Genomic DNA, 20,704 nt, shown 5'->3' on the forward strand with positions numbered 1-20,704 from the left:
GTCACTTGCCTCGGGCGGCGTGGCGGGCGCCGATGTAGCCGAAGACCATCGCGGGTCCGATGGTGGCGCCCGCACCTGCGTAGTCGTTCCCCATGACCGCCGCCGACGTGTTGCCGGTGGCGTAGAGGCCGTCGATCACGGAGCCGTCCGCGCGCAGGACCTGACCGTTCTCGTTGTACACCAGTCCGCCCTTGGTGCCCAGGTCGCCCGCGCGCATCCGCAGCGCGTAGTACGGCGCGGTGTCGATCACGTCCAGTGTGGGGTGCGGCAGGCTCGGGTCGCCGTAGTAGTTGTCGTACGCGCTCTCACCGCGAAGGAAGTCGGCGTCGCGTCCGTTTCGGGCGAATCCGTTGAAGCGGGAGAGAGTTTCGGTGAGCCCGGCGGCCGGGACGTCGATTTTGCCGGCGAGTTCCTCGATGGTGTCGGCGACGACGATCAGGCCGCCGTCGATCCACGCCGAGGGGAACTTCTGGCCCGGCATGATGCCGCCGATCGGGTAACGCTTCTTCGCGCGCTCGTCGAACACGAACCATGTGGGCTCGTGACCACCGGCCAATTGGTCGTGCACGAACGTCACATACGGCGCCGCCTCGTTCGTGAACCGCTTGCCGTGCTGATCGACGATGATCGAGCGCGGAACGGAGCGCTCGGCGACCATCACCTGAACGACGCCGTCGGGTCGCTGGAACGACGGCATCCACCATGCGTCGTCCATGAGATCGACTGCGGCGCCCACGTTCTGGCCCGCGACGATGCCATCGCCGGTGTTGTGCTTCGACGCCGCACTGAAGTTGTCGCGGCCGCCCTCGGGCAGATACTGCTTGCGCATGTCCTGGTTGAACTCGAAGCCGCCGGTGGCGAGCAGAACACCACGTCGTGCACGGATCCGGACGGTGCGACCGGCGCGCTCGGCGACGAGGCCGATCACGGCACCCGACTCGTCGGTGACGAGGGACTGCATCGGGGTGTTCAGCCACAACGGCACGCCGGCATCCTTCAGTGCCAGTCGAAGCCGGGCGATCAGGGCGCGGCCGAGGGTGTCCATGTGGCGGCGCAACAGGATCGACTTGACGGCGTTGAACCCCGTCTTGAGGGCCGTGAACTTGGCCTTCCACGTGCGCATCACCATGTTGAGCTGCACGAAGTCCTTGGACGTGATGAACAATCCCGGAGGCGTCGCCAGCGCCGCGGGGCGCAGCAGCGACTCGTCCGCGCCCAGCTTCTTCAGATCCACCGGCAGCGGCTCGATGGTCCGGCCGGCGGGGCGGCCGCCGGGCTGCTCGGGGTGGTAGTCGGAATAGCCTGTGCACCACTGGAATCGCATGTGCGGGCTCGACGTCTCGAGGAACACCAGGGTTGTGGGGCCCTCGTCGATGAACGCGTCGATGTTGGCCGACGGAACCCGGTCGCCGAGGATGGCATCGAGGTAGCGGCGGACGTCCGCGCGGGAATCGCCCAGCCCCTCGCGGACCAGCAGCGGATTGTTCGGTACCCACACGCCGCCGCCGGACAGTGCGGTGGCGCCGCCGTAGACGTCGGCCTTCTCGATGAGCAGGGTTTCCAGGCCCTCTGCCGCGCCGGCGAGAGCGGCAGTGAAGCCACCCGCACCGCTGCCGACGACGAGCAGGTCCACCTCGTGGTCCCACTGGGATTCGGCGGACTGCTCGGTCTGGTTGGGTTCGGTCGCGGGCATCGCGGAACTCCTCGGGGTGCGTGGGGGAGACGACGACCCGAGGCAGGTGTGCCCGGTCGCGTCGCGTCCATGACCCTAGGAAGCGCGTGAAGGGCGGCGACATCGTCTCTCCCGCTGGGCGGGAGGACGGGCGGTCACACCAGCCAGGCTGCCGAATCGGCGGGGAGCAGTCCGTCGGCGAGCGGCAGGCTCGACAGCACGACGGTCTCCGGCGGCAGCTGGATCGAGCCGTCGGTCGCGTTGAGGACGCAGATGAGCCCGCCCCGGCGACGGAAGGCGAAGCATCCCGGAGGGCTTCCGTACCAATCGATTTCGTCGCCGGAGCACTCCTGGAGAGTGGTCCGCAGCTCGAGGGCTGCGCGGTACAGCGACAGCGTCGAACCGACGTCCTCGAGCTGTGATTCGACGGTCAGGTGTGCCCAGTTCGCCGGGATCGGCAACCACGTGTCGGGTTCCGTCGAGAATCCGAACGGCGGTCGTGTCCCCTCCCACGGCAGCGGTACCCGGCACCCGTCCCGGCCGCGTTCGGTATGCCCCGACCGTTCCCACACCGGGTCCTGCAGAGCAGTATCGGGAAGGGCGACGTTCGGCAGGCCCAGTTCGGCGCCGTTGTAGACGAACGCCGCCCCAGGTAGCGCGAGTTCGACGAGCGCCATGGCGCGTGCACGGGCAGTCCCTCGGCCGCCTTCGCCGTATCGGGTGACCTCACGCTCGACGTCGTGATTCGACAGCGTCCACGTGGGCGTCCCACCGACTCGGGCGACGGCGTCGAGCGAATTCTCGATCGCGGCCCGCACCGCGTCGGCCTCGAACGGTGTCTCGGCGAGGCGGAAGTTGAAGCCGAGGTGGAGCTCGTCCGGACGGATGTACTCGCCGAACCGTGCGTTGTCGCGCACCCAGATCTCGCCGACCGACATCGCGTGCGGGTACTCGTTCACGACCCGGCGGATGCCGCGGTGGATCTCGTGCACCGCCGGATTGTCGAACCGCGGGTCGTCGTCCTCGTTGCGCAGCAGCGCGTTGGTGTCCCAATGGTGGTCGGGCAGGCCCTCCGGCTTCGCCATACCGTGCGCGACGTCGATCCGGAAGCCGTCGACGCCGCGGTGCAGCCAGAATCGCAGCGTCTGCTCGAGGTCGTCGAACACCTCGGGGTCGTCCCAGTTCAGGTCGGGTTGCTCGGCGGCGAAGATGTGCAGGTACCACTGGCCGGGGGAGCCGTCGGGTTCCGTCACCCGCGTCCAGGCCGGGCCTCCGAACACACTCGGCCAGTTGTTCGGTGGCTCCGTGCCGCCCGGCCCGCGGCCGTCCCGGAAGAGATAACGCTCGCGGGCGCGGCTGCCGGGGCCGGCGGCGAGCGCCTCCCGGAACCACGGGTGCTGATCGCTCGTGTGGTTCGGGACCAGATCCATCGTGACCCGGATACCGCGAGCGTGCGCCTCGGTGATCAACGTGTCCATCGTCGCGAGGTCGCCGAACAGTGGATCGATGTCCCGCGGGTCGGAGACGTCGTAGCCGTGGTCGGCCATCGGGGAACGCATCACCGGGCTGAGCCAGATCGCGTCCACCCCGAGCAGTTCGAGGTAACCCAGGCGGTCGATCACACCACCCAGATCGCCGACGCCGTCACCGTTGGAATCGGAGAAGGACCTCGGATAGACCTGGTAGAAGACGGCATTCGTCCACCAGGAACGCGAATCGGCCGGTTCGTGTGCGGCGGACTGATCCTCACCGGTGGTCACAGTGATTCATAGTGCCGCATCGGTGGCGTCGGGAGCGCGCGTATGCGCTTGTGTCGCCGTCCTAGATCGGCGAGTTCACCATCGATGCCGCCGCCATCTCCATGTAGTCGACGAGAGCGCGGCGATGGGGTTCGTCGAGAGTCTGCTCGTCGATGGACGCGATCGCGACGTGCATGCAGCGCAGCCAGGCGTCCCGCTCGATCGGGCCGATCTTGAACGGGTTGTGCCGCATCCGCAGGCGCGGGTGCCCGCGCTCCTCCGAGTACGTGCGCGGGCCGCCCCAGTACTGCTCGAGGAACATGCGCATACGGCGCTCCGCCGGCCCGAGGTCCTCCTCGGGGTACAGCGGCCGGACGATCTCGTCCTTCGCCACCTCCTCGTAGAACCGGGCGGTGAGCTTGCGGAACGTCTCGGCTCCGCCGACCGCGTCGTAGAAGGTCTGCTGCGTCGTGGGGTTCGTGTCAGTCATGGCGTGTCCCATTGTGCCCGTTCTCGCAGTGAAGGTGCCCGAGCCCGGTCGCGGTGTGGTGCCCGGCACCCCGCGTTCACCGATCGTGCAGCAACTTTTTCACGGAAATGGGTGTGCGTGACCGCATCATCCGTGGTCAACTTGGGTCAGTCTTCGCGGAGGTCGCATGGCACACCGACAGGGCGCGCGAGCGCATCGACAACTCGTGCCCACTGATGTGCGGGGTAATCGCACGTCGGGGGCTTTTCCGCTGCATGTCATTCCCGAGCCCGGCGTGTCCGGGCTCGTTCTGCCGGGCCGGAGCCCGCAGCCGGGCTGGAACAAGCGCCGCGTGCTGCTGCTCAATGCCACATTCGAACCACTGACCGCGTTGCCCGCACGCCGAGCCGTCGTACTGATGGTCTGCGACAAGGCCGACGCCGTCCACGAGGATCCGCACGGTCCGGTGATCCACTCCGAGGGATCCTCTCTGCAGGTGCCGTCGGTGATCCGCCTCCGCAACTACGTCCGGGTGCCGTATCGCTCCCGGGTTCCGATGACCCGGGCGGCGCTCATGCACCGCGACCGCTTCCGCTGCGGATACTGCGGCGACAAGGCAGAGACGATCGATCACGTCGTGCCGCGCAGTCGCGGCGGCGGCCATTCGTGGGAGAACTGCGTCGCGTGCTGCGCGCCGTGCAATCACCGCAAAGCGGACAGACTGCTCGCGGAACTGGGGTGGACGCTCCGCACAGCGCTCGTGCCCCCGTCGGGTCCGCACTGGAGGCTGCTGTCCAGCACCACCGAGCTGCATCCGACGTGGCTACCGTATCTCGGCGAGGGCGCCGCCTGAGCCGGGACTCGATTCGGCCCCGACGCTTCCATTTCGGCAGGACTCGGCTACGGTTTGCGTCGTGAGCATTCTCGAGACAGTGCTGATATTCGTAGGGATACCCGTCCTGGTGATCGCGATCGTCGCGGGTCTGTCCTTCATGACCAAGAAGTCGCCCGGCTTCGTGCCGACCGAGTACCGCCTCGGCGAGCGCTGGACCCATCAGCCGGTCCTGTGGAGCGCCGTCGACGAGGTGACCACGCACGGTCATCACGCGGCGCACGCCGCGGGTGCAGACGTGATCGGAGGTTCGGCAAGTGGCAAGTGGTGACGTTATCCAGACCTCGGTGGCCCCGGCAGATCTGCCGGTCGGCACCGTAGTGACGACCAGCGGACGCCTCTCCGGCGTGCACCGCATCGGCGAGGCGTTCGACGACCTTCTGCCCTTCACGACCGACCAGTTGGTGCGCCTCGACGACGCGCTCACGGATGCGACCCGCTCCACCAAGGTGCGATTCAACATCTACGTCGGCGACCTCGGCGAGAACCCCGCCATCGGCGCCGACGCGGTCTTCCCGCACACCCCCGAGGCCGAGCGTTCGGTCCTCATCGCGGTCTCGCCCAACCAGCGGACGATCGAGATCCGCGGCGGCCGGGCCGTGCAGAACCGGGTCACGGACCGGGTCGCCCAGCTCGGCGTCACCGCCGCGCTCGCGTCCTTCGGCGAGGGCGACCTCGTCGACGGTCTCGTCTCCGCGCTGCGGGTGATGAGCGCGGCGATCGCCGCCAAGTAGTCCCTGCACTCACGCTCCACCCCCGGTGACCCGGTGCCGCACGGCACCGGGTCACCGGCGTTTGCAGACCTTCTCAGGTGGCGTCGAAAGCACGGGCCTTCAGCGACCGGACGATCCCGGCGCAGCCCTCGACGACCAGGCGACGCAGCGCCGGCGGATGCTCGCCCGCCAGGAACGCGTCCGCGGCGGCCACCGACTGCTCGGTGATCGACCACGACGGGTACAGCCCGACGACGACGGTCTGCGCCACCTCGCTCGACCGCCGCTCCCACACCGCCGGGATCTCGGCGAAGTAGCGCGCCACGTACGGCTCGAGCAGCTGCGACTGTCCGGGCGCCACGATGCCGCCGATCACCGCGCGCGCGGTGATGTTGGGGACGGTGTCGTCGCCCGTCACCGTCGTCCACGCCTGCTCCTTGACGGCAGCCTGCGGGCGGGCCGCGGCCGCGGACGCCGCCTGACGCGCGCCCGCCGCGGTCGGATCCCGCTGGGCCTCGGCGTCGATGACGGGCGTCGCGGGGCCGTCGGCGTCGATCTCGCCGGCCGCGGCGAGTGCGTGCACGAGCCGCCAGCGCAAATCGGTGTCGACCACCAGACCGGCCAGGCCCACGGTCGCCGGATCGGTGGTGTCGAGCAGTTCCTGCAGGATCTCGGTGTGCCAGGCCGACAGCTGGGAGCCGGTCAGCGCGTTGACGAACGCCAACTGGTGATCGGAGCCGCCCTCGGCCTCGCGAGCCAGCTCGAGCAGCCGGTCCGCGAACGCGGGCCAGCCGAACGCGTCGGCCCAGCCGGGCTCCGCGTACGCGGACAGCGCCGTCTGCGCCTGGAGCAGCAGTCGCTGCACGACGCCCACCTCCGTTTCGGCGCCGATGCCGCGCTGCACGAGGCTGACGAAGTCGCGGGCCCGCATCTCGGCCTGGCGGGTCATCTCCCACGCCGCCGACCACGCCAGGGTGCGAGGGAGCGGTTCGGCGATGTCGCCGATGCGGCCGACGAGGGTGTCGAGCGAATCCCGATCCAGGCGCAGCGAGCAGTAGGTGAGGTCGTCGTCGTTGACGAGGATGAGCTTGCCGCGCGGCACGCCGACAAGTTCGGGGACGTCGGTGCTCGCGCCCTCGATGTCCAGCTCGACGCGGTGCGTGCGGACGAGCTTGCCGGTGGCCGGGTCGTCGTCGTAGACGCCGACCGCGAGCCGGTGTACGCGGGTCTCGCCGGCACCCGGCTCGGCGCCGTCCTGCAGCACGGCGAAGTTCCGGAAGGTGCCGTCGGGCTCGATCTGGAAATCCGGGCGCAGGATGTTCAGGCCGGTGGTCTTGAGCCACTGCGCGCCCCAGCTCGACAGGTCGCGGCCGGACGCCTTCTCCAGCGCCCGCAGCAGGTCGTCGAACGTGGCGTTGCCGAACGCATGCTCGGCGAAATAGTCGCGCAGGCCCGCCATGAACGGCTCCTGGCCCACGTACGCGACGAGCTGCTTGAGCACGCTCGCGCCCTTGGCGTACGTGATGCCGTCGAAGTTGACCTCGACCGCGGCCAGGTCGGGGATGTCGGCGGCGATCGGATGCGTCGACGGCAACTGGTCCTGTCGGTACGCCCACGACTTCTCGACGTTCGCGAACGTCGTCCACGCGTTGGTGTACTCGGTGGCCTCGCTCTGGCAGAGCACCGACGCGAACGTCGCGAACGACTCGTTGAGCCACAGATCGTCCCACCACCGCATCGTGACGAGGTCGCCGAACCACATGTGCGCCATCTCGTGCAGCACCGTCTCGGCGCGACGCTCGTACGAGTAGCGGGTCACCTTGGACCGGAACACGTAGTCCTCGAGGAACGTCACCGCGCCCGCGTTCTCCATCGCGCCCGCGTTGAACTCCGGCACGAACAGCTGGTCGTACTTTCCGAACGCGTACGGCATCCCGAAGTTGCGGTGATAGAAGCCGAATCCCTGCTTGGTCTCGGTGAACAAGCGGTCGGCGTCCATGTGCGGGGCGAGTGAGGCGCGGCAGTAGATGCCGAGCGGGATGGTGCCGTGCTCGTCGGTGTAGAAGTCGGTCCACTGCGCGTACGGTCCGGCGATCAGCGCCACCAGATACGTGCTCATGCGCGGCGTCGTCCGGAAGACGTGCCGTCCCGGGGTGGCCGCCAGCGTCTGCACGGTCTCGGCGTTCGAGACGACCGCCCAGTCCTCGGGCGCGGTGACCGAGATGTCGAAGGTGGCTTTGAGGTCCGGCTGATCGAAACAGGCGAACATTCGCTTGGCGTCCGCCGTCTCGAACTGGGAGTACAGGTACACCGCGTCGTCCGTCGGGTCGACGAACCGGTGCAGGCCCTCACCGGTATTGGTGTACATGCAGTCCGCGTCGACCACCAGCTCGTTCGCCTCGGCCAGGCCGTCGAGCGCGATGCCGGTGGACTCGTCGTACGACGACACGTCGATCGGTGTGCCGTTGAGGACCGCGGAATGCACTGTGGCGGCGATGATGTCGATGAACGTGGACGCCCCCGCCGTGGCCCGGAACGTCACGGTGGTCCGGGACCGGAAGGTGGTCTCGCCCGGACGCCCGGAGCCGTCCGTGAGATCGAGGTCGATGCGGTAGTTGTCGACCGCGACCGCCGCCGACCGTTCGGCGGCCTGAGTGCGGGTCAGATTCGGTGGGGCCACGGAGAACTCCTCATCACGGGTGGACGAACACTTCCTGCTATCCCATCACGCATTCCACCTCTCTCGCGATTTGCGCACTTGTCGCGGTGGTGTGGGGCCGCGGCGCGCGACAAGTGCGCAAAACGCGAGGGTCAGGGGAGGAGATCGGGGAGGGGAACGGCGGGGTCGGCGAGGCGATCCGGGTCGACCGGGCCGGAGAAGGCGACCAGTGCCTTGATGTCGTCGGTGACGTCCCAGATGTTGACGTTCATCCCCGCGAGGACGCGGTTCTCCTCGTCGAGCCAGAACGCCAGGAACTCGCGGCCGCCGACGTCGCCGCGGGTGACCACCTTCGAGTACTCGGGCGCCCAACCCACGTACTCCATCCCGAGGTCGTACTGATCGGTGAAGAAGTAGGGCAGATTCGTGAATTCGACGGGATGACCAAGCATCGTCGCGGCTGCGATCGCGGGCTGGTTGAGGGCGTTCGCCCAGTGTTCGACGCGAATCCGCGCGGCCAGCAGCGGATGCTGTTGCGCTGCGATGTCGCCGACCGCGACGATGTGCGGATCACTGGTCGTCAGGGTGCCGTCCACCAGTACACCGCCGTCCACGGAAAGCCCCGCGGCCTCGGCGATCTCGATGTTGGGCTGCGCGCCCACCGCCACCAGCACCGCGTCGGCGGGCAGCACGGTCCCGTCGCCCAGGCGCACACCGTCGGCGTGACCGTCCGAGACCGTGATCTCCTCGACCTTCGTGCCGAACCGGAAATCGACGCCGTGTTCGCGATGCAGGTCCGCGAACACCGCGCCCATCTCCCGGCCGAGGGCCGCGAGCAGTGGCAGCTCTGCCGCCTCGACGATCGTCACCGCCACGTCCTTGCCCCGAGCGCCCGAGGCGATTTCGAGCCCGATCCACCCGGCGCCCACGATCACCAGGCGCGATCCCGGGGTCAACGCGGCGATCAACGCGTCCGACTCGTCGATCGTGCGCAGGTAGTGCACCCCGGTGGCGTCCGCGCCGGGGATCGGTGGGCGGCGGGAGCGGGATCCGGTCGCGAGCGCGAGTTTGTCGTAGCCGAGCGTGGAACCGTCGGGCAGCACGACGCGTCGATTGTCGCGGTCGATCGCCTCCGCGCTGGTGCCCAGGCGCAGATCCACGTGATGGTCGCGGTACCAGTCGCCGTTCTGCACCGTGAAGTCCGGCAGGGCCTTCTTGCCCGCGACGTGTTCCTTGGAGAGCGGTGGTCGCTCGTACGGCAGATGGTCCTCGGCGCTCAGGAGCACGACGGTGCCGTCGAAATCCCTGGCTCTCAAGGATTCTGCGAGCTTGGCACCGGCGAGGCCGCCGCCGACGATGACGAAGGTGCGCTGCGATGGCTCGGGGGAAGTCACGTGAATGCTCCGTTCCAGTGTCGCGACTGGATCTGTCATTTCGCTGTCCGCATCCGACCCTAACCGGGTCTCGGCGTGCTCGGGAAGCATTCACGCGTCGTCGTGGTTCTCTTGAACCGAGAGGTGCTGCGTGGACGTCGCCGCACCCCGGACAAGGAGATGCGAGTGAGCGCACAGACCACCCCCGGCGCCGACGACGCGACGGACACCGTCGATTTCTGGTTCGATCCGCTGTGCCCCTGGTGCTGGATCACCTCGCGCTGGATCCTCGAGGTCACGAGGGTCCGCGACATCGAGGCCAACTTCCACGTCATGAGCCTCGCCGTCCTCAACGAGGGCCGGGAACTGCCCGAGGAGTACCGCGAGCGGATGGCCCAGGCGTGGGGCCCGGTGCGGGTCCTCATGGCCGCGGCGCAGCAGCGCGGTGACGAGATCCTGCTGCCGCTGTACACCGCGATGGGCACCCGCATCCACAACGGCGGCGATCAGGACCTGACGAACGTGGTGGTCGAGGCCCTCGCGGAACTGGGCCTGCCGGCGGAGCTGGCCGCGGCCGCCGACACCGACGAGTACGACGCCGAACTGCGCCGCAGCCACCACGCCGGCATGGACAAGGTCGGCGACGACGTCGGCACCCCGACCATCCACGTCAACGGCACCGCGTTCTTCGGCCCCGTCCTGTCCCGCATCCCGCGCGGCGAGGACGCCGGCCGGGTGTGGGACGGCACCGTCGCGCTGGCGTCGTACCCGCACTTCTTCGAGCTCAAGCGCACCCGCACGGAAGACCCGCAGTTCGACTGAGGTCTCCGGCCGCACGCGACACCCGTCGCGGCGTCCCCGCGGGGCGCCGCGACGATGTGGCCTGTCAGAATTAAGACCATGCGCGTATACCTGGGTGCCGACCACGCCGGCTTCGAACGCAAGAACCAGATCATCGAACACCTCACCGCGAACGGCCACGAGGCCATCGACTGCGGTGCACACGTCTACGACGCCGTCGACGACTACCCGGCGTTCTGCATCGAGGCGGCGCGCCGCGTCGTCGCCGACCCGGGCAGCCTCGGCCTCGTCCTCGGCGGCAGCGGCAACGGCGAGCAGATCGCCGCGAACAAGGTTCCCGGCGCCCGTTGCGCGCTGGCGTGGAGCGTCGAGACCGCGCAGCTCGCACGTCAGCACAACAATGCTCAGCTCATCGGCATCGGCGGCCGCATGCACTCGCTCGAGGAGACGCTCGCGATCGTCGACGCGTTCCTGGCCACCGAGTGGTCCGACGAGGAGCGTCACCAGCGCCGCATCGACATTCTCGCCGAGTACGAGAAGACCGGCGTCGCACCCGCTGTGCCCGCAGCTCCCGAGGCCTGACGGACACCGGTAGACCACCTTGCCCGAGGGACACACCCTGCACCGTCTCGCGCGTCTGCATCAACGACGGTTCGCGGGATCGCCGGTGCGGGTGTCCAGCCCGCAAGGACGTTTCGCCGAGGACGCGGCCCTGATCGACGGCCGCGTCCTCGTGCGTTCCGACGCGTGGGGCAAGCACCTGTGGCACCACTACGAGAACGGTCTGGTGGTGCACGTCCACCTCGGCCTCTACGGGAAGTTCACCGAGGCCGAGGTGCCGCTGCAGGCGCCGGTCGGCCAGGTCCGGATGCGCATGGTCGGGACGGAGTACGGCGCCGATCTGCGGGGGCCGACGGCCTGTGAGGTGCTGCACCCGCCGCAGGTCGCGGCGATCGAGGCCCGGCTCGGCCCGGATCCGCTCCGCACGGACGCCGACCCCGACCGCGCGTGGGCGCGGATCTCGAAGTCGCAGACTCCGATCGGCGCGCTGCTCATGGATCAGGCGGTGCTCGCCGGCGTCGGCAACGTCTATCGCGCAGAGATCCTGTTCCGGCACAACATCCATCCGGACCGGCCCGGGAAGAAGGTCGGCCGCGGCGAGTTCGACGCGATGTGGGCCGACCTCGTCCACCTCATGAACATCGGGGTGCGCCGCGGCAAGATGCACGTCGTGCGGCCCGAAGACGATCACGGGGACCCGGCGTACGCGAAGGATCGGCCGCGCACCTACACCTACCGCAGAGCAGGATCGGCGTGCCGCGTCTGCGGCACGCCGATCGCTCACGCTGTCATGAAGGGGCGCAACCTGTTCTGGTGCCCCGGCTGCCAGCCGGACTAGAAGTCGCCAAAGTCCATTCCGCCGCCGAAGTCGCCTCCGCCGAAATCTCCTCCACCGAAGTCGCCGCCCCAGTCCCCACCGTCCGCGCCGAACTCCGTATCGCCGCCGCCGAAGTCGCCGTCGCCGCCGTCGGCACCAGCGTCTCCGCCTGCGTCGCCGCCGGCATCGGAGCCGTCACCGGCACCGTCCTCGAACGCCTGCGCGTCGTACGGCACTCCAGCCATACCCGAGAACATCGCCGAGAACAGGAACATCGAACCGATGCCCCACGCGCCGGCGACGAGCGCGGGCTTCCACCACGGCTCCGAGTACCAGCCCGCCGGAACCGGACGTCCGGCGACGCGACCGCCCGGGTAGTAGTTGGGCGTGCGGGCGGACGGGTTCGGCGAGGCCGACACCTGACGGCCCTCGAACTCCACCTCGCGGTCCTCGGTGACCGAACCGGCCGCCTTCTGGCCGTCGATGCTCGGCACCTCGGGACCCGGGTCCATGCCCATCGCCGTGCGCGCGGCGCGGATGTAGTACAGGCCCTCGAGCGCGGTCTGCTTCGCGAGACGCGCCTGCACCGGGGTGGTGGCCTGCTCGATCTGGGAGCCGGCGGCGGTGTAGCGCTCGGACGCGTCGGCGAGCGCCTGCTTGGAGGCCTCGTCGCTGCCGACGAGGTTGTAGACCTGGCCACCCAACCGCTCGATCGCCTGGCGTGCATCCGCCTTGGCGTCTTCGAGTTGGTTCGCCGAGTGGCCCTTGTTCTTGTTCTGGCTCTTCATGACCAGAAATACGACGGCGCCGAGTACGGCGACGATGAGAAGGAGTTCCACGGGGTGCCTTCCGGAGGCGACAAATCGGACAACCTCCAGGATACCGGGACCGGGTGTCGCGCGACTCGGACACGAATTCCTGTCGGTGGTCGATGCGAACATATGTTCGTGTCCGACGTCGGTGCTGCATCCGGGCCCGAGAACCCGCAGGGTTTCGAGGCGTCGATCCTGCATGCCGATCTCGATGCGTTCTATGCGTCGGTCGAACAGCGCGACGACCCGCGACTGCGCGGGCGGCCGGTCATCGTCGGTGGGGGAGTCGTCCTCGCCGCCAGCTACGAGGCCAAGGCGTGTGGCGTCCGTACCGCCAGCAGCGGCGCGCTGGCACGGCGACTGTGCCCGGACGCGATCGTCGTGCCGCCCCGGATGTCCGCCTACGCGGAGGCCAGTAGGGCGGTCTTCGAGGTGTTCCGCCAGACGACGCCTCTCGTCGAGGGCATCTCCATCGACGAGGCCTTCCTCGATGTCGGCGGGCTCCGGAAGATCTCCGGGAGCCCGACGCGCATCGCGGCACAATTGCGCCGCGACGTGCGCGAGCAGGTGGGACTGCCGATCACCGTGGGCGTGGCCCGTACCAAGTTCCTGGCGAAGGTGGCCAGTGCGGTCGGAAAACCCGACGGTCTGCTGGTCGTCCCGCCGGACCGGGAGATCGACTTTCTGCACCCACTTCCCGTCGAGCGGCTCTGGGGCGTGGGAAAGGTCACCTCCCGCAAGCTGCACGACTACGGGATCGGGACCGTCGCACAACTGGCGGCGCTGTCCGAACGGGAGCTGTCGACGGTGGTCGGGCCGGGTTCGGCGCGGCACCTGCACGCGCTGGCGTGGGCCCGCGACCCGCGGCGCGTGCAGACCGGTCGGCGGCGCCGGTCCATCGGCGCGCAGCACGCCCTCGGTCGGCGGCAACGGAGCTTCGCGGAAGTGGAGTCCATGGCCGCGGCGCTGGTGGATCGCGTCGTGCGCAGGCTGCGAGCGGCCGGGTGGGTGTGCCGGACGGTGGTGCTCCGGATGCGGTTCGCGGACTTCGAACGGGCCACCCGTTCGATCACGCTCGGCGAGGCGTCGGCGCGCACGGAGGTGGTGCTCGCGGCGGTGCGATCGCTGCTCGTGCAGTCGCAGCCGCTCATCGCCGAGCGCGGCCTGACGCTGGTGGGCGTCGCGTTGACCAACCTCGATCGGGAGGGCGCCGAGCAGTTGGCCCTGCCGTTCGAGCCGGACACCGGGCCTCCGGTCGCGGAGGTCGACGGTGTCCGGCTCGATACGGCGCTCGACGCCGTGCGCGCAAAGTTCGGGTCGGTCGCGGTCACCCGCGCCGCGCTGCTCGGGCGCGACCGCGGTGTGAGCGTGCCGATCCTGCCGGACGAATAGTTGCCGGATCAGGCCTCGGCGGCGGCGTTCAGCTGCTCGAGCGTGCCGGTCGCCTCGAGGTACTCCTGCACCCAGCGCTCGATGACGGCCGACGTCTTCTCCACCTTGGTGAACTGTCCGACGACCTGGCCCACAGGGTTGAACGCGACGTCGACGGTCTCGTCCGGGTACTTGTGGGTGGCCGCGACGGCCATGCCCGACACCATGTACTGCAGCGGCATGCCGAGGGGTTCGGGGTTGCCCTCCTTCTCCCAGGCTTCGGTCCAGTCGTTGCGCAGCATTCGGCACGGCTTACCGGTGAACGAGCGGCTGCGGACGGTGTCGCGGCTGCTCGCGTTCGCGTAGGCGGCCTGCTGGACCGGGGTGTTCTCGGCCTCCTCGACCATCAGCCACTGCGAACCCGACCACGCGCCCTGGGCGCCCAGGGCCAGCGCCGCGGCGATCTGCTGACCGCTGCCGATGCCGCCGGCGGCCAGCACCGGAACCGGGGCGACCTCCTTGACGACCTGCGGCCACAGCACGATCGAGCCGACCTCGCCGCAGTGCCCGCCGCCCTCGCCGCCCTGGGCGATGATGATGTCGACACCGGCGTCGGCGTGCTTGCGCGCCTGGTACGGCGAACCGCACAGAGCGGCGACCTTCCGCCCCGCCGCGTGGATGTGGTCGATCATGTCCGCCGGCGGGGTTCCGAGCGCGTTGGCGATCAGCGTGACCTTGGGGTGCTGCAGTGCCACCTCGACCTGTGGGGTGGCGGTCGCCTCGGTCCAGCCGAGCAACTGCAACGCGTTGTCGCTGCCGTCGTCGGGGAGGGGCACACCGTGGTCGGTGAGGATCTTGCGTCCGAAGTCGAGGGTGGCCTGCGGCACCATCGACTGCAGCATCTTCGTGAGCTCGTCGGCGGACAGGTTCGAGTCCATGCCCTCGTATTTGTTGGGGATCACGATGTCGACGCCGTACGGGCGGTCGCCGATGTGCTCGTCGATCCAGTTCAGCTCGATCTCGAGCTCTTCGGGGGTGAAGCCCACGGCGCCGAGGACGCCGAATCCGCCGGCCTTGCTGACGGCGACCACGACATCGCGGCAGTGGGTGAACGCGAAGATCGGGAACTCGATGCCGAGTTCGTCGCAGAGGGGGGTGTGCATCCGGCACTCCTTCGCTGGCCTGTTTCTGTAACAGGTTCCAACTTAGGGTGGCCTGGTCGCGGTGGGTGGCGAATCGCTCGAATCAGGCGCGACGACGGGACTGTGACAAGCGTCACTCGCGAGCGCGGCGGAGCTGTGTCCGGAAACGACAAAACCCCCGTCCCGGGCGTAAATGCCGGGCGGGGGTTTCCTCCTCGCGGAGGGGATGACGGGAATCGAACCCGCGTAATCAGTTTGGAAGACTGAGGCTCTACCATTGAGCTACATCCCCGTGCATACGACATTAGTGGGATCGCCAGCGATGCCGTGTGCGAGATGGAACTGTACCCACCTCGCTTTGGATTTCCTAATCGGGGGGCCGTAGGATTCTGCCTCGGGTCCTCGCGAGGTTGGTGAGGTTCTGTTTTCGGACGGGATGTGGCGCAGCTTGGTAGCGCATCCGCTTTGGGAGCGGAGGGTCGCAGGTTCAAATCCTGTCATCCCGACCACGTGTGCGTCGGTGTCGCGATCGCGACACCGACGTGCGACATAGAGCAACGAAGAGCATCACCACTACGAAGGAGCCAGATCCGTGAAGAGCACCGTCGAGCAGCTCAGCCCGACGCGAGTCCGTATCAACGTTGAGGTGCCCTTCGAGGAGCTCAAGCCTGATTTCGACAAGGCGTACAAGGCGCTCGCGCAGCAGATCCGTCTCCCCGGCTTCCGCCCGGGCAAGGCCCCGGCCAAGCTGCTCGAGGCCCGCGTCGGTCGCGGTGCCGTGCTGGAGCAGGTCGTCAACGACGCGCTGCCGGCCCGCTACTCGGAGGCCGTCTCGGCCTCGGACGTGAAGGTCATCGGCCAGCCGGAGATCGACATCACCAAGCTCGAGGACGGCCAGGAGCTCGTCTTCACCGCGGAGGTCGACGTCCGCCCCGAGATCACCCTCCCCGATTTCTCCACGGTCGCCGTCACCGTCGACCCGATCGAGGTCACCGACGAGGCCGTCGCCGAGCAGCTGCTGTCGCTGCGCCAGCGTTTCGGCACCCTCAAGGGTGTCGAGCGTGAGGTCCAGGACGGCGACTTCGTGTCGATCGACCTGTCGGCCACCGTCGACGGCGAGCCTGTTCCGGAGGCCACCGCGTCGGGTCTGTCCCACGAGGTCGGCTCGGGCCAGCTGATCGAGGGCCTGGACGAGGCCGTCGTCGGCGTCAAGGCCGGCGAGTCGAAGGACTTCACCTCCAAGCTGGTCGCCGGCGACTTCGCGGGCCAGGACGCGGTCATCACCGTCGTCGTCAACTCGGTCAAGGAGCGCGAGCTTCCCGAGGCCGACGACGAGTTCGCCCAGATGGCAAGCGAGTTCGACACCCTCGACGAGCTCGAGGCCGACCTGCGTGAGCGCGTTGCCCGCGTCCGCAAGGTCGAGCAGGCCGGTCAGATCCGCGACAAGGTGCTCGAGTCGCTGCTGGAGACCGTCGAGGTTCCGCTGCCCGAGGCCGTCGTCAAGGCCGAGGTCGACGCTGCACTCCACGACGCGATCCACGGGCTCGATCACAGCGAGGAGAAGCTGAACGAGCTCCTCGAGTCGCAGGGCACCACGCGTGAGCAGTTCGACGCGGATGCCAAGGAGGCTGCCGAGCGCTCGGTCAAGACCCAGCTGCTGCTCGACGCGATCGCCGACGCCGCCGGCACCACGGTCGGCCAGGACGAGCTCACCGAGCGCATCCTGTTCCAGGCGCAGCGCTACGGCATGGCCCCGGAGCAGTTCATCCAGCAGATCCAGCAGGCCAACCAGCTCGGCGCCGTCTTCGCGGACGTGCGTCGCGGCAAGGCCCTCGCGGGTGTCGTCGACGCCGCCACGGTCACCGACACCGCCGGCGAGACCATCGACACGGCCGAGATGTTCGGCACCGCCGAGGAAGCTGCAGAGGCCGACGAGGCTGCGGAGGGCGACGAGCAGAAGTAATTCTTCTGCTCGCCGAACGGCGAGCCAGTTTTCCGCTTTCAGCGAAGTAGGGCGGCACCGGGACTCCGGTGCCGCCCTACTTCGTTAGTGTCTGTGTCAGGAACCAACGACTTATCAGAAGGCAGGTACCGTGACTTACCAGAACCCCGCCATGACTTCGGCCACCTCCGGCCTGAATCTCAGCGACTCGGTGTTCGAACGCCTGCTTCGCGAGCGCATCATCTTCCTCGGTACGCAGGTGGACGACGACATCGCGAACAAGCTGTGCGCCCAGATCCTGTTGCTGTCCGCGGAGGATCCCACGCGGGACATCAATCTGTACATCAACTCGCCGGGTGGTTCGGTCACGGCCGGCATGGCCATCTTCGACACCATGCAGTTCGCCGAGTGCGATGTCGCGACGTTCGGCATGGGCCTGGCCGCCTCGATGGGACAGTTCCTGCTGTCGGCCGGCACCAAGGGCAAGCGGTACGCCCTGCCTCACGCGCGGATCATGATGCACCAGCCGTCCGCCGGCATCGGTGGCACCGCGTCCGACATCGCGATCATGGCGGAGCAGTTCGCGCACACCAAGCGTGAGATGGCCGAGCTCATCGCGGAGCACACCGGTCAGACCGTCGAGCAGATCACCGCCGACTCGGATCGTGACCGTTGGTTCACCGCGAAGGAAGCTCTCGAGTACGGCTTCGTCGACCACGTCGTCACCCGGGCACGGCAGGCGGGCGGCGCGGGCAACTAGGCCGCGCCCCGCTCCTCCTCCCGCTCCCACTCATCCTTGGAGAACTGATGACCAACATGTTCGATCCCCGTGCCGCCCACGCGCTCGGTGGCCAGGCTCCGGCCGGTGCACAGTCGCGCTACATCCTTCCGTCGTTCATCGAGCACTCCAGCTACGGCGTCAAGGAGTCGAACCCGTACAACAAGCTGTTCGAGGAGCGCATCATCTTCCTCGGCGTGCAGGTGGACGACGCGTCGGCCAACGACGTCATGGCGCAGCTGCTGGTGCTCGAGTCGCTCGACCCCGACCGTGACATCACGATGTACATCAACTCGCCCGGTGGCTCGTTCACCTCGCTGATGGCGATCTACGACACGATGCAGTACGTCCGTGCCGACATCACCACGGTGTGCCTCGGCCAGGCCGCGTCCGCCGCGGCGGTTCTGCTCGCCGCGGGCACCCCGGGCAAGCGTCTCGCGCTCCCGAACGCGCGCGTGCTGATCCACCAGCCGGCCACCGGCGGCATCCAGGGCCAGGTGTCGGACCTCGAGATCCAGGCCGCGGAGATCGAGCGGATGCGCCGTCTCATGGAGACCACGCTCGGCAAGCACACCGGCAAGGATCCCGACGTGATCCGCAAGGACACTGATCGCGACAAGATCCTCACCGCCGAGGAGGCGAAGGAGTACGGCATCATCGACGACGTGCTCCAGTACCGGAAGCTGTCGGCGCAGAAGTGATGCGGGGCATCCCGGTTCGCCGACACGCCCGAGGGGCGGCTTGCGGCGGGCCGGGATGCGTTTCCGTCAAGAAGGACAGTCCGCGCACGACGTCGGCCTGATTCCGTCGCCCGCAACGTGCGCCGCGCGCGAATCAACGGCTATTGGTCGACCTCGTTCCCGATCTGCGGGTACGGTCACACCAGGGGCCTTCGATCCGGATTCGGGGTTCGCATCCGCTGCATCCGTGGCGGTGGGGAACCGGGTGAGGATGCTCGCACGTAGACAAGGAAGTAGGGACCTTACGAGATGGCACGCATCGGTGACGGCGGCGATCTGCTCAAGTGCTCTTTCTGCGGTAAGAGCCAGAAGCAGGTCAAGAAGCTCATTGCGGGACCTGGGGTCTACATCTGCGACGAATGCATCGATCTCTGTAACGAGATCATCGAGGAGGAGCTGGCGGAGTCGAGCGAGGTCAAGCTCGACGAACTGCCCAAGCCCGCGGAGATCCGTGAGTTCCTCGAGAACTATGTGATCGGCCAGGATTCGGCCAAGCGGACGCTGGCGGTGGCGGTGTACAACCACTACAAGCGCATCCAGGCCGGGGACCGTGGCCGGGACGCTCGCGGCGAGACCGTCGAGCTGGCGAAGTCGAACATCCTCATGCTCGGCCCGACAGGGTGTGGCAAGACGTACCTGGCGCAGACCCTCGCCAAGATGCTCAACGTGCCGTTCGCGATCGCGGACGCCACCGCGCTCACCGAGGCGGGCTACGTCGGCGAGGACGTCGAGAACATCCTCCTCAAGCTCATCCAGGCCGCCGACTACGACGTCAAGCGCGCCGAGACCGGCATCATCTACATCGACGAGGTCGACAAGATCGCCCGCAAGAGCGAGAACCCGTCGATCACCCGCGATGTCTCCGGCGAGGGTGTGCAGCAGGCGCTGCTGAAGATCCTCGAGGGCACGCAGGCGAGTGTTCCCCCGCAGGGTGGACGCAAGCATCCGCATCAGGAATTCATCCAGATCGATACGACGAACGTCCTGTTCATCGTCGCGGGCGCCTTCGCGGGCCTCGAGAAAATCGTGTCCGATCGGGTGGGCAAGCGCGGCATCGGTTTCGGTGCCGAGGTCCGGTCGAAGGCCGAGATCGACACGCAGGATCACTTCGCGGAGGTCATGCCCGAGGATCTGATCAAGTTCGGTCTGATTCCCGAGTTCATCGGCCGCCTTCCCGTGGTCGCGTCGGTGACCAACCTCGACAAGGATTCGCTCGTCACGATCCTCTCCGAGCCGAAGAACGCTCTCGTGAAGCAGTACACGCGACTGTTCGACATGGACGGGGTGGAGCTCGAGTTCACGGCAGACGCGCTCGAGGCGATCGCGGACCAGGCGATCCATCGCGGCACCGGTGCACGTGGTCTGCGCGCGATCATGGAGGAAGTGCTCCTGCCGGTGATGTACGACATCCCCAGCCGCGACGACGTCGCGAAGGTGGTCGTGACCGCGGAAACGGTGAACGACAACGTGCTTCCGACGATCGTGCCGCGCAAGCCGGAGCGCGAGCGCCGGGACAAGAGCGCGTAGGAGCAGAGAAGCCTCGTGGAGGGGCTCGGGTGCCGACGGCACCCGAGCCCCTCTGTCGTGTCAGGGGGCCCGCAGCAACGCGACGGCGAGCGCGGTGAGTTCGCCTTCGAAGATGTCGAGGTCGGGCGCGTTGCCGGTCGTCGCCTCGCGCTCCCATGTGGCGAGGCCGGACACGACGAACCGGGCCGTCATCGCAACCCGTCGGGTCCGGGCGTCGGGATCGAGGTGCCCCAGTTCGGCGCCTATCCCCGCAAAGAGGTCCTTGAGCAGCTCCATGCCCTCGATGCGCGGGTACCGGGCGTCGTCGGGGACGAGCGTCGCGGGCCGGTCGACGAAGTCCATGCGCACTCCGGTCAGCCACTGCTCGTTGAATCGCGCCCAATACGACGGCTTGTGTGCGGCGATCTCGGTGACGAACGGGTGTACGTAGGCGGCGACCAGCCGGTCGAGTCGGTCGGGGGCGTCGTCGTCGATGGCGTCGAGCATCTCGCCGCGCACCGCGTTGATGCTGCCGATGTGTTCGAGCCACACCGACTCGAGCAGTCCGTCCCACGATCCGAAGTGGTAGGTGATGGCCGAGTTGTTCCGCTGTCCTGCCGTTCTCACGATCTCGCGGGCGGAGACCCCGTGCAGTCCACGTTCGGCGATGAGGCGCTCGGCGACAAGGAGGATCGTGTCGCGGCCGTTCGAGTTCAT

At 68.2% G+C, this 20,704-nt stretch carries 19 protein-coding genes and 2 tRNA genes; 12 read left to right on the forward strand and 9 right to left on the reverse strand.

Annotation, left to right across the window (positions count from 1 at the left end; genetic code table 11):
* Position 1: 1 nt before the first annotated feature.
* The 3 genes from ABEU20_RS00995 to ABEU20_RS01005 all read right to left on the reverse strand — a co-directional run bounded on the left by ABEU20_RS00995 (position 2) and on the right by ABEU20_RS01005 (position 3,913).
* Entirely contained in the window at positions 2-1,693 is a 1,692-nt protein-coding gene (locus ABEU20_RS00995) for an FAD-binding protein (RefSeq protein ID WP_420162542.1), read from the reverse strand.
* Positions 1,694-1,827: 134 nt separating this feature from the next.
* Positions 1,828-3,432 carry a glycoside hydrolase family 13 protein gene (locus ABEU20_RS01000; RefSeq protein WP_420162543.1) on the reverse strand — a complete coding sequence of 535 codons (1,605 nt, stop codon included), beginning with the start codon at positions 3,430-3,432 and terminating at the stop codon, positions 1,828-1,830.
* A 61-nt stretch (positions 3,433-3,493) separates the two neighbouring features.
* Positions 3,494-3,913, reverse strand: coding sequence for a globin (locus tag ABEU20_RS01005; protein WP_420162544.1), 420 nt, complete (start codon positions 3,911-3,913; stop codon positions 3,494-3,496).
* Positions 3,914-4,067: 154 nt separating this feature from the next.
* On the opposite strand from ABEU20_RS01005, the gene ABEU20_RS01010 reads away from it, so the two are divergent.
* From ABEU20_RS01010 to ABEU20_RS01020, 3 genes are all read left to right on the forward strand, one after another.
* On the forward strand, positions 4,068-4,733 hold the full coding sequence (locus ABEU20_RS01010; RefSeq protein WP_420162545.1) for an HNH endonuclease: 666 nt from the start codon (positions 4,068-4,070) through the stop codon (positions 4,731-4,733).
* A 61-nt stretch (positions 4,734-4,794) separates the two neighbouring features.
* Positions 4,795-5,043, forward strand: coding sequence for an aa3-type cytochrome oxidase subunit CtaJ (gene ctaJ / locus ABEU20_RS01015; RefSeq protein WP_225021625.1), 249 nt, complete (start codon positions 4,795-4,797; stop codon positions 5,041-5,043).
* Entirely contained in the window at positions 5,030-5,506 is a 477-nt protein-coding gene (locus ABEU20_RS01020; RefSeq protein WP_420162546.1) for a DUF5130 domain-containing protein, read from the forward strand. The genes ctaJ and ABEU20_RS01020 overlap by 14 nt, the downstream gene beginning before the upstream one ends.
* Before the next feature lie 73 nt (positions 5,507-5,579).
* Here ABEU20_RS01020 and pepN read toward each other — a convergent pair whose 3' ends face one another.
* Positions 5,580-8,165 (reverse strand): aminopeptidase N, encoded by a 2,586-nt coding sequence (pepN, locus tag ABEU20_RS01025; RefSeq protein WP_420162547.1) that lies wholly within the window; start codon positions 8,163-8,165, stop codon positions 5,580-5,582.
* Positions 8,166-8,296: 131 nt separating this feature from the next.
* Positions 8,297-9,577 carry an NAD(P)/FAD-dependent oxidoreductase gene (locus ABEU20_RS01030; protein WP_420162548.1) on the reverse strand — a complete coding sequence of 427 codons (1,281 nt, stop codon included), beginning with the start codon at positions 9,575-9,577 and terminating at the stop codon, positions 8,297-8,299.
* A gap of 120 nt (positions 9,578-9,697) precedes the next feature.
* Between ABEU20_RS01030 and ABEU20_RS01035 the strand changes: the two genes are divergently transcribed.
* The 3 genes from ABEU20_RS01035 to ABEU20_RS01045 all read left to right on the forward strand — a co-directional run bounded on the left by ABEU20_RS01035 (position 9,698) and on the right by ABEU20_RS01045 (position 11,717).
* Complete coding sequence (locus ABEU20_RS01035) at positions 9,698-10,339, forward strand: mycothiol-dependent nitroreductase Rv2466c family protein (protein WP_420163115.1); 642 nt, start codon at positions 9,698-9,700, stop codon at positions 10,337-10,339.
* A 78-nt stretch (positions 10,340-10,417) separates the two neighbouring features.
* Positions 10,418-10,900, forward strand: coding sequence for a ribose-5-phosphate isomerase (locus ABEU20_RS01040; protein WP_031936551.1), 483 nt, complete (start codon positions 10,418-10,420; stop codon positions 10,898-10,900).
* A gap of 19 nt (positions 10,901-10,919) precedes the next feature.
* Positions 10,920-11,717, forward strand: a complete 798-nt coding sequence (locus tag ABEU20_RS01045) for an Fpg/Nei family DNA glycosylase (protein ID WP_420162549.1) — start codon at positions 10,920-10,922, stop codon at positions 11,715-11,717.
* Here ABEU20_RS01045 and ABEU20_RS01050 read toward each other — a convergent pair.
* A complete protein-coding gene (locus ABEU20_RS01050) occupies positions 11,714-12,535 on the reverse strand; it encodes a DUF1542 domain-containing protein (RefSeq protein WP_420162550.1) in 822 nt (273 codons plus the stop codon). The two genes, ABEU20_RS01045 and ABEU20_RS01050, sit on opposite strands and share 4 nt — an antisense overlap.
* Positions 12,536-12,637: 102 nt before the next feature.
* On the opposite strand from ABEU20_RS01050, the gene dinB reads away from it, so the two are divergent.
* Complete coding sequence (gene dinB / locus ABEU20_RS01055) at positions 12,638-13,900, forward strand: DNA polymerase IV (RefSeq protein WP_420162551.1); 1,263 nt, start codon at positions 12,638-12,640, stop codon at positions 13,898-13,900.
* A gap of 8 nt (positions 13,901-13,908) precedes the next feature.
* On the opposite strand, the gene ABEU20_RS01060 is transcribed toward dinB, so the two are convergent.
* Together ABEU20_RS01060 and ABEU20_RS01065 are read right to left on the reverse strand one after the other, a co-directional pair.
* Positions 13,909-15,042 carry a nitronate monooxygenase gene (locus tag ABEU20_RS01060; RefSeq protein ID WP_420162552.1) on the reverse strand — a complete coding sequence of 378 codons (1,134 nt, stop codon included), beginning with the start codon at positions 15,040-15,042 and terminating at the stop codon, positions 13,909-13,911.
* Between the two features lie 200 nt (positions 15,043-15,242).
* Positions 15,243-15,313: transfer RNA gene (locus tag ABEU20_RS01065), tRNA-Gly, on the reverse strand.
* A gap of 140 nt (positions 15,314-15,453) precedes the next feature.
* Here ABEU20_RS01065 and ABEU20_RS01070 point away from each other — a divergent pair.
* The 5 genes from ABEU20_RS01070 (at position 15,454) to clpX (ending at position 20,008) form a co-directional block, all read left to right on the forward strand.
* A tRNA-Pro gene (locus ABEU20_RS01070) sits at positions 15,454-15,530 on the forward strand.
* An 83-nt stretch (positions 15,531-15,613) separates the two neighbouring features.
* Positions 15,614-16,984: a trigger factor gene (tig, locus tag ABEU20_RS01075; protein ID WP_420162553.1), complete on the forward strand. Its 1,371-nt coding sequence runs from the start codon at positions 15,614-15,616 to the stop codon at positions 16,982-16,984.
* Positions 16,985-17,114: 130 nt separating this feature from the next.
* A complete protein-coding gene (locus tag ABEU20_RS01080; protein WP_107983253.1) occupies positions 17,115-17,723 on the forward strand; it encodes an ATP-dependent Clp protease proteolytic subunit in 609 nt (202 codons plus the stop codon).
* 56 nt (positions 17,724-17,779) lie between these two features.
* Entirely contained in the window at positions 17,780-18,442 is a 663-nt protein-coding gene (locus ABEU20_RS01085) for an ATP-dependent Clp protease proteolytic subunit (protein WP_181319450.1), read from the forward strand.
* Positions 18,443-18,730: 288 nt separating this feature from the next.
* A complete protein-coding gene (gene clpX, locus ABEU20_RS01090; protein ID WP_420162554.1) occupies positions 18,731-20,008 on the forward strand; it encodes an ATP-dependent Clp protease ATP-binding subunit ClpX in 1,278 nt (425 codons plus the stop codon).
* 60 nt (positions 20,009-20,068) lie between these two features.
* Here clpX and ABEU20_RS01095 read toward each other — a convergent pair whose 3' ends face one another.
* Positions 20,069-20,704, reverse strand: coding sequence for a TetR/AcrR family transcriptional regulator (locus tag ABEU20_RS01095; protein WP_420162555.1), 636 nt, complete (start codon positions 20,702-20,704; stop codon positions 20,069-20,071).

Origin of the sequence: Rhodococcus parequi (assembly GCF_046042785.1) — a bacterium.
In the GTDB taxonomy this organism is placed as follows: domain Bacteria; phylum Actinomycetota; class Actinomycetes; order Mycobacteriales; family Mycobacteriaceae; genus Prescottella; species Prescottella parequi.

Excerpts from the sequence above, each read along its gene's own strand:
- ABEU20_RS00995 (WP_420162542.1), bottom strand. The coding sequence starts at position 1,693 with ATGCCCGCGACCGAACCCAACCAGACCGAGCAGTCCGCCGAATCCCAG.
- ABEU20_RS01005 (WP_420162544.1), bottom strand. The coding sequence starts at position 3,913 with ATGGGACACGCCATGACTGACACGAACCCCACGACGCAGCAGACCTTC.
- ABEU20_RS01010 (WP_420162545.1), top strand. The coding sequence starts at position 4,068 with ATGGCACACCGACAGGGCGCGCGAGCGCATCGACAACTCGTGCCCACT.
- ABEU20_RS01030 (WP_420162548.1), bottom strand. The coding sequence starts at position 9,577 with ATGACAGATCCAGTCGCGACACTGGAACGGAGCATTCACGTGACTTCC.
- ABEU20_RS01035 (WP_420163115.1), top strand. The coding sequence starts at position 9,698 with ATGCGAGTGAGCGCACAGACCACCCCCGGCGCCGACGACGCGACGGAC.
- ABEU20_RS01040 (WP_031936551.1), top strand. The coding sequence starts at position 10,418 with ATGCGCGTATACCTGGGTGCCGACCACGCCGGCTTCGAACGCAAGAAC.
- dinB (WP_420162551.1), top strand. The coding sequence starts at position 12,638 with ATGTTCGTGTCCGACGTCGGTGCTGCATCCGGGCCCGAGAACCCGCAG.
- ABEU20_RS01060 (WP_420162552.1), bottom strand. The coding sequence starts at position 15,042 with ATGCACACCCCCCTCTGCGACGAACTCGGCATCGAGTTCCCGATCTTC.
- ABEU20_RS01085 (WP_181319450.1), top strand. The coding sequence starts at position 17,780 with ATGTTCGATCCCCGTGCCGCCCACGCGCTCGGTGGCCAGGCTCCGGCC.
- clpX (WP_420162554.1), top strand. The coding sequence starts at position 18,731 with ATGGCACGCATCGGTGACGGCGGCGATCTGCTCAAGTGCTCTTTCTGC.
- ABEU20_RS01095 (WP_420162555.1), bottom strand. The coding sequence starts at position 20,704 with ATGAACTCGAACGGCCGCGACACGATCCTCCTTGTCGCCGAGCGCCTC.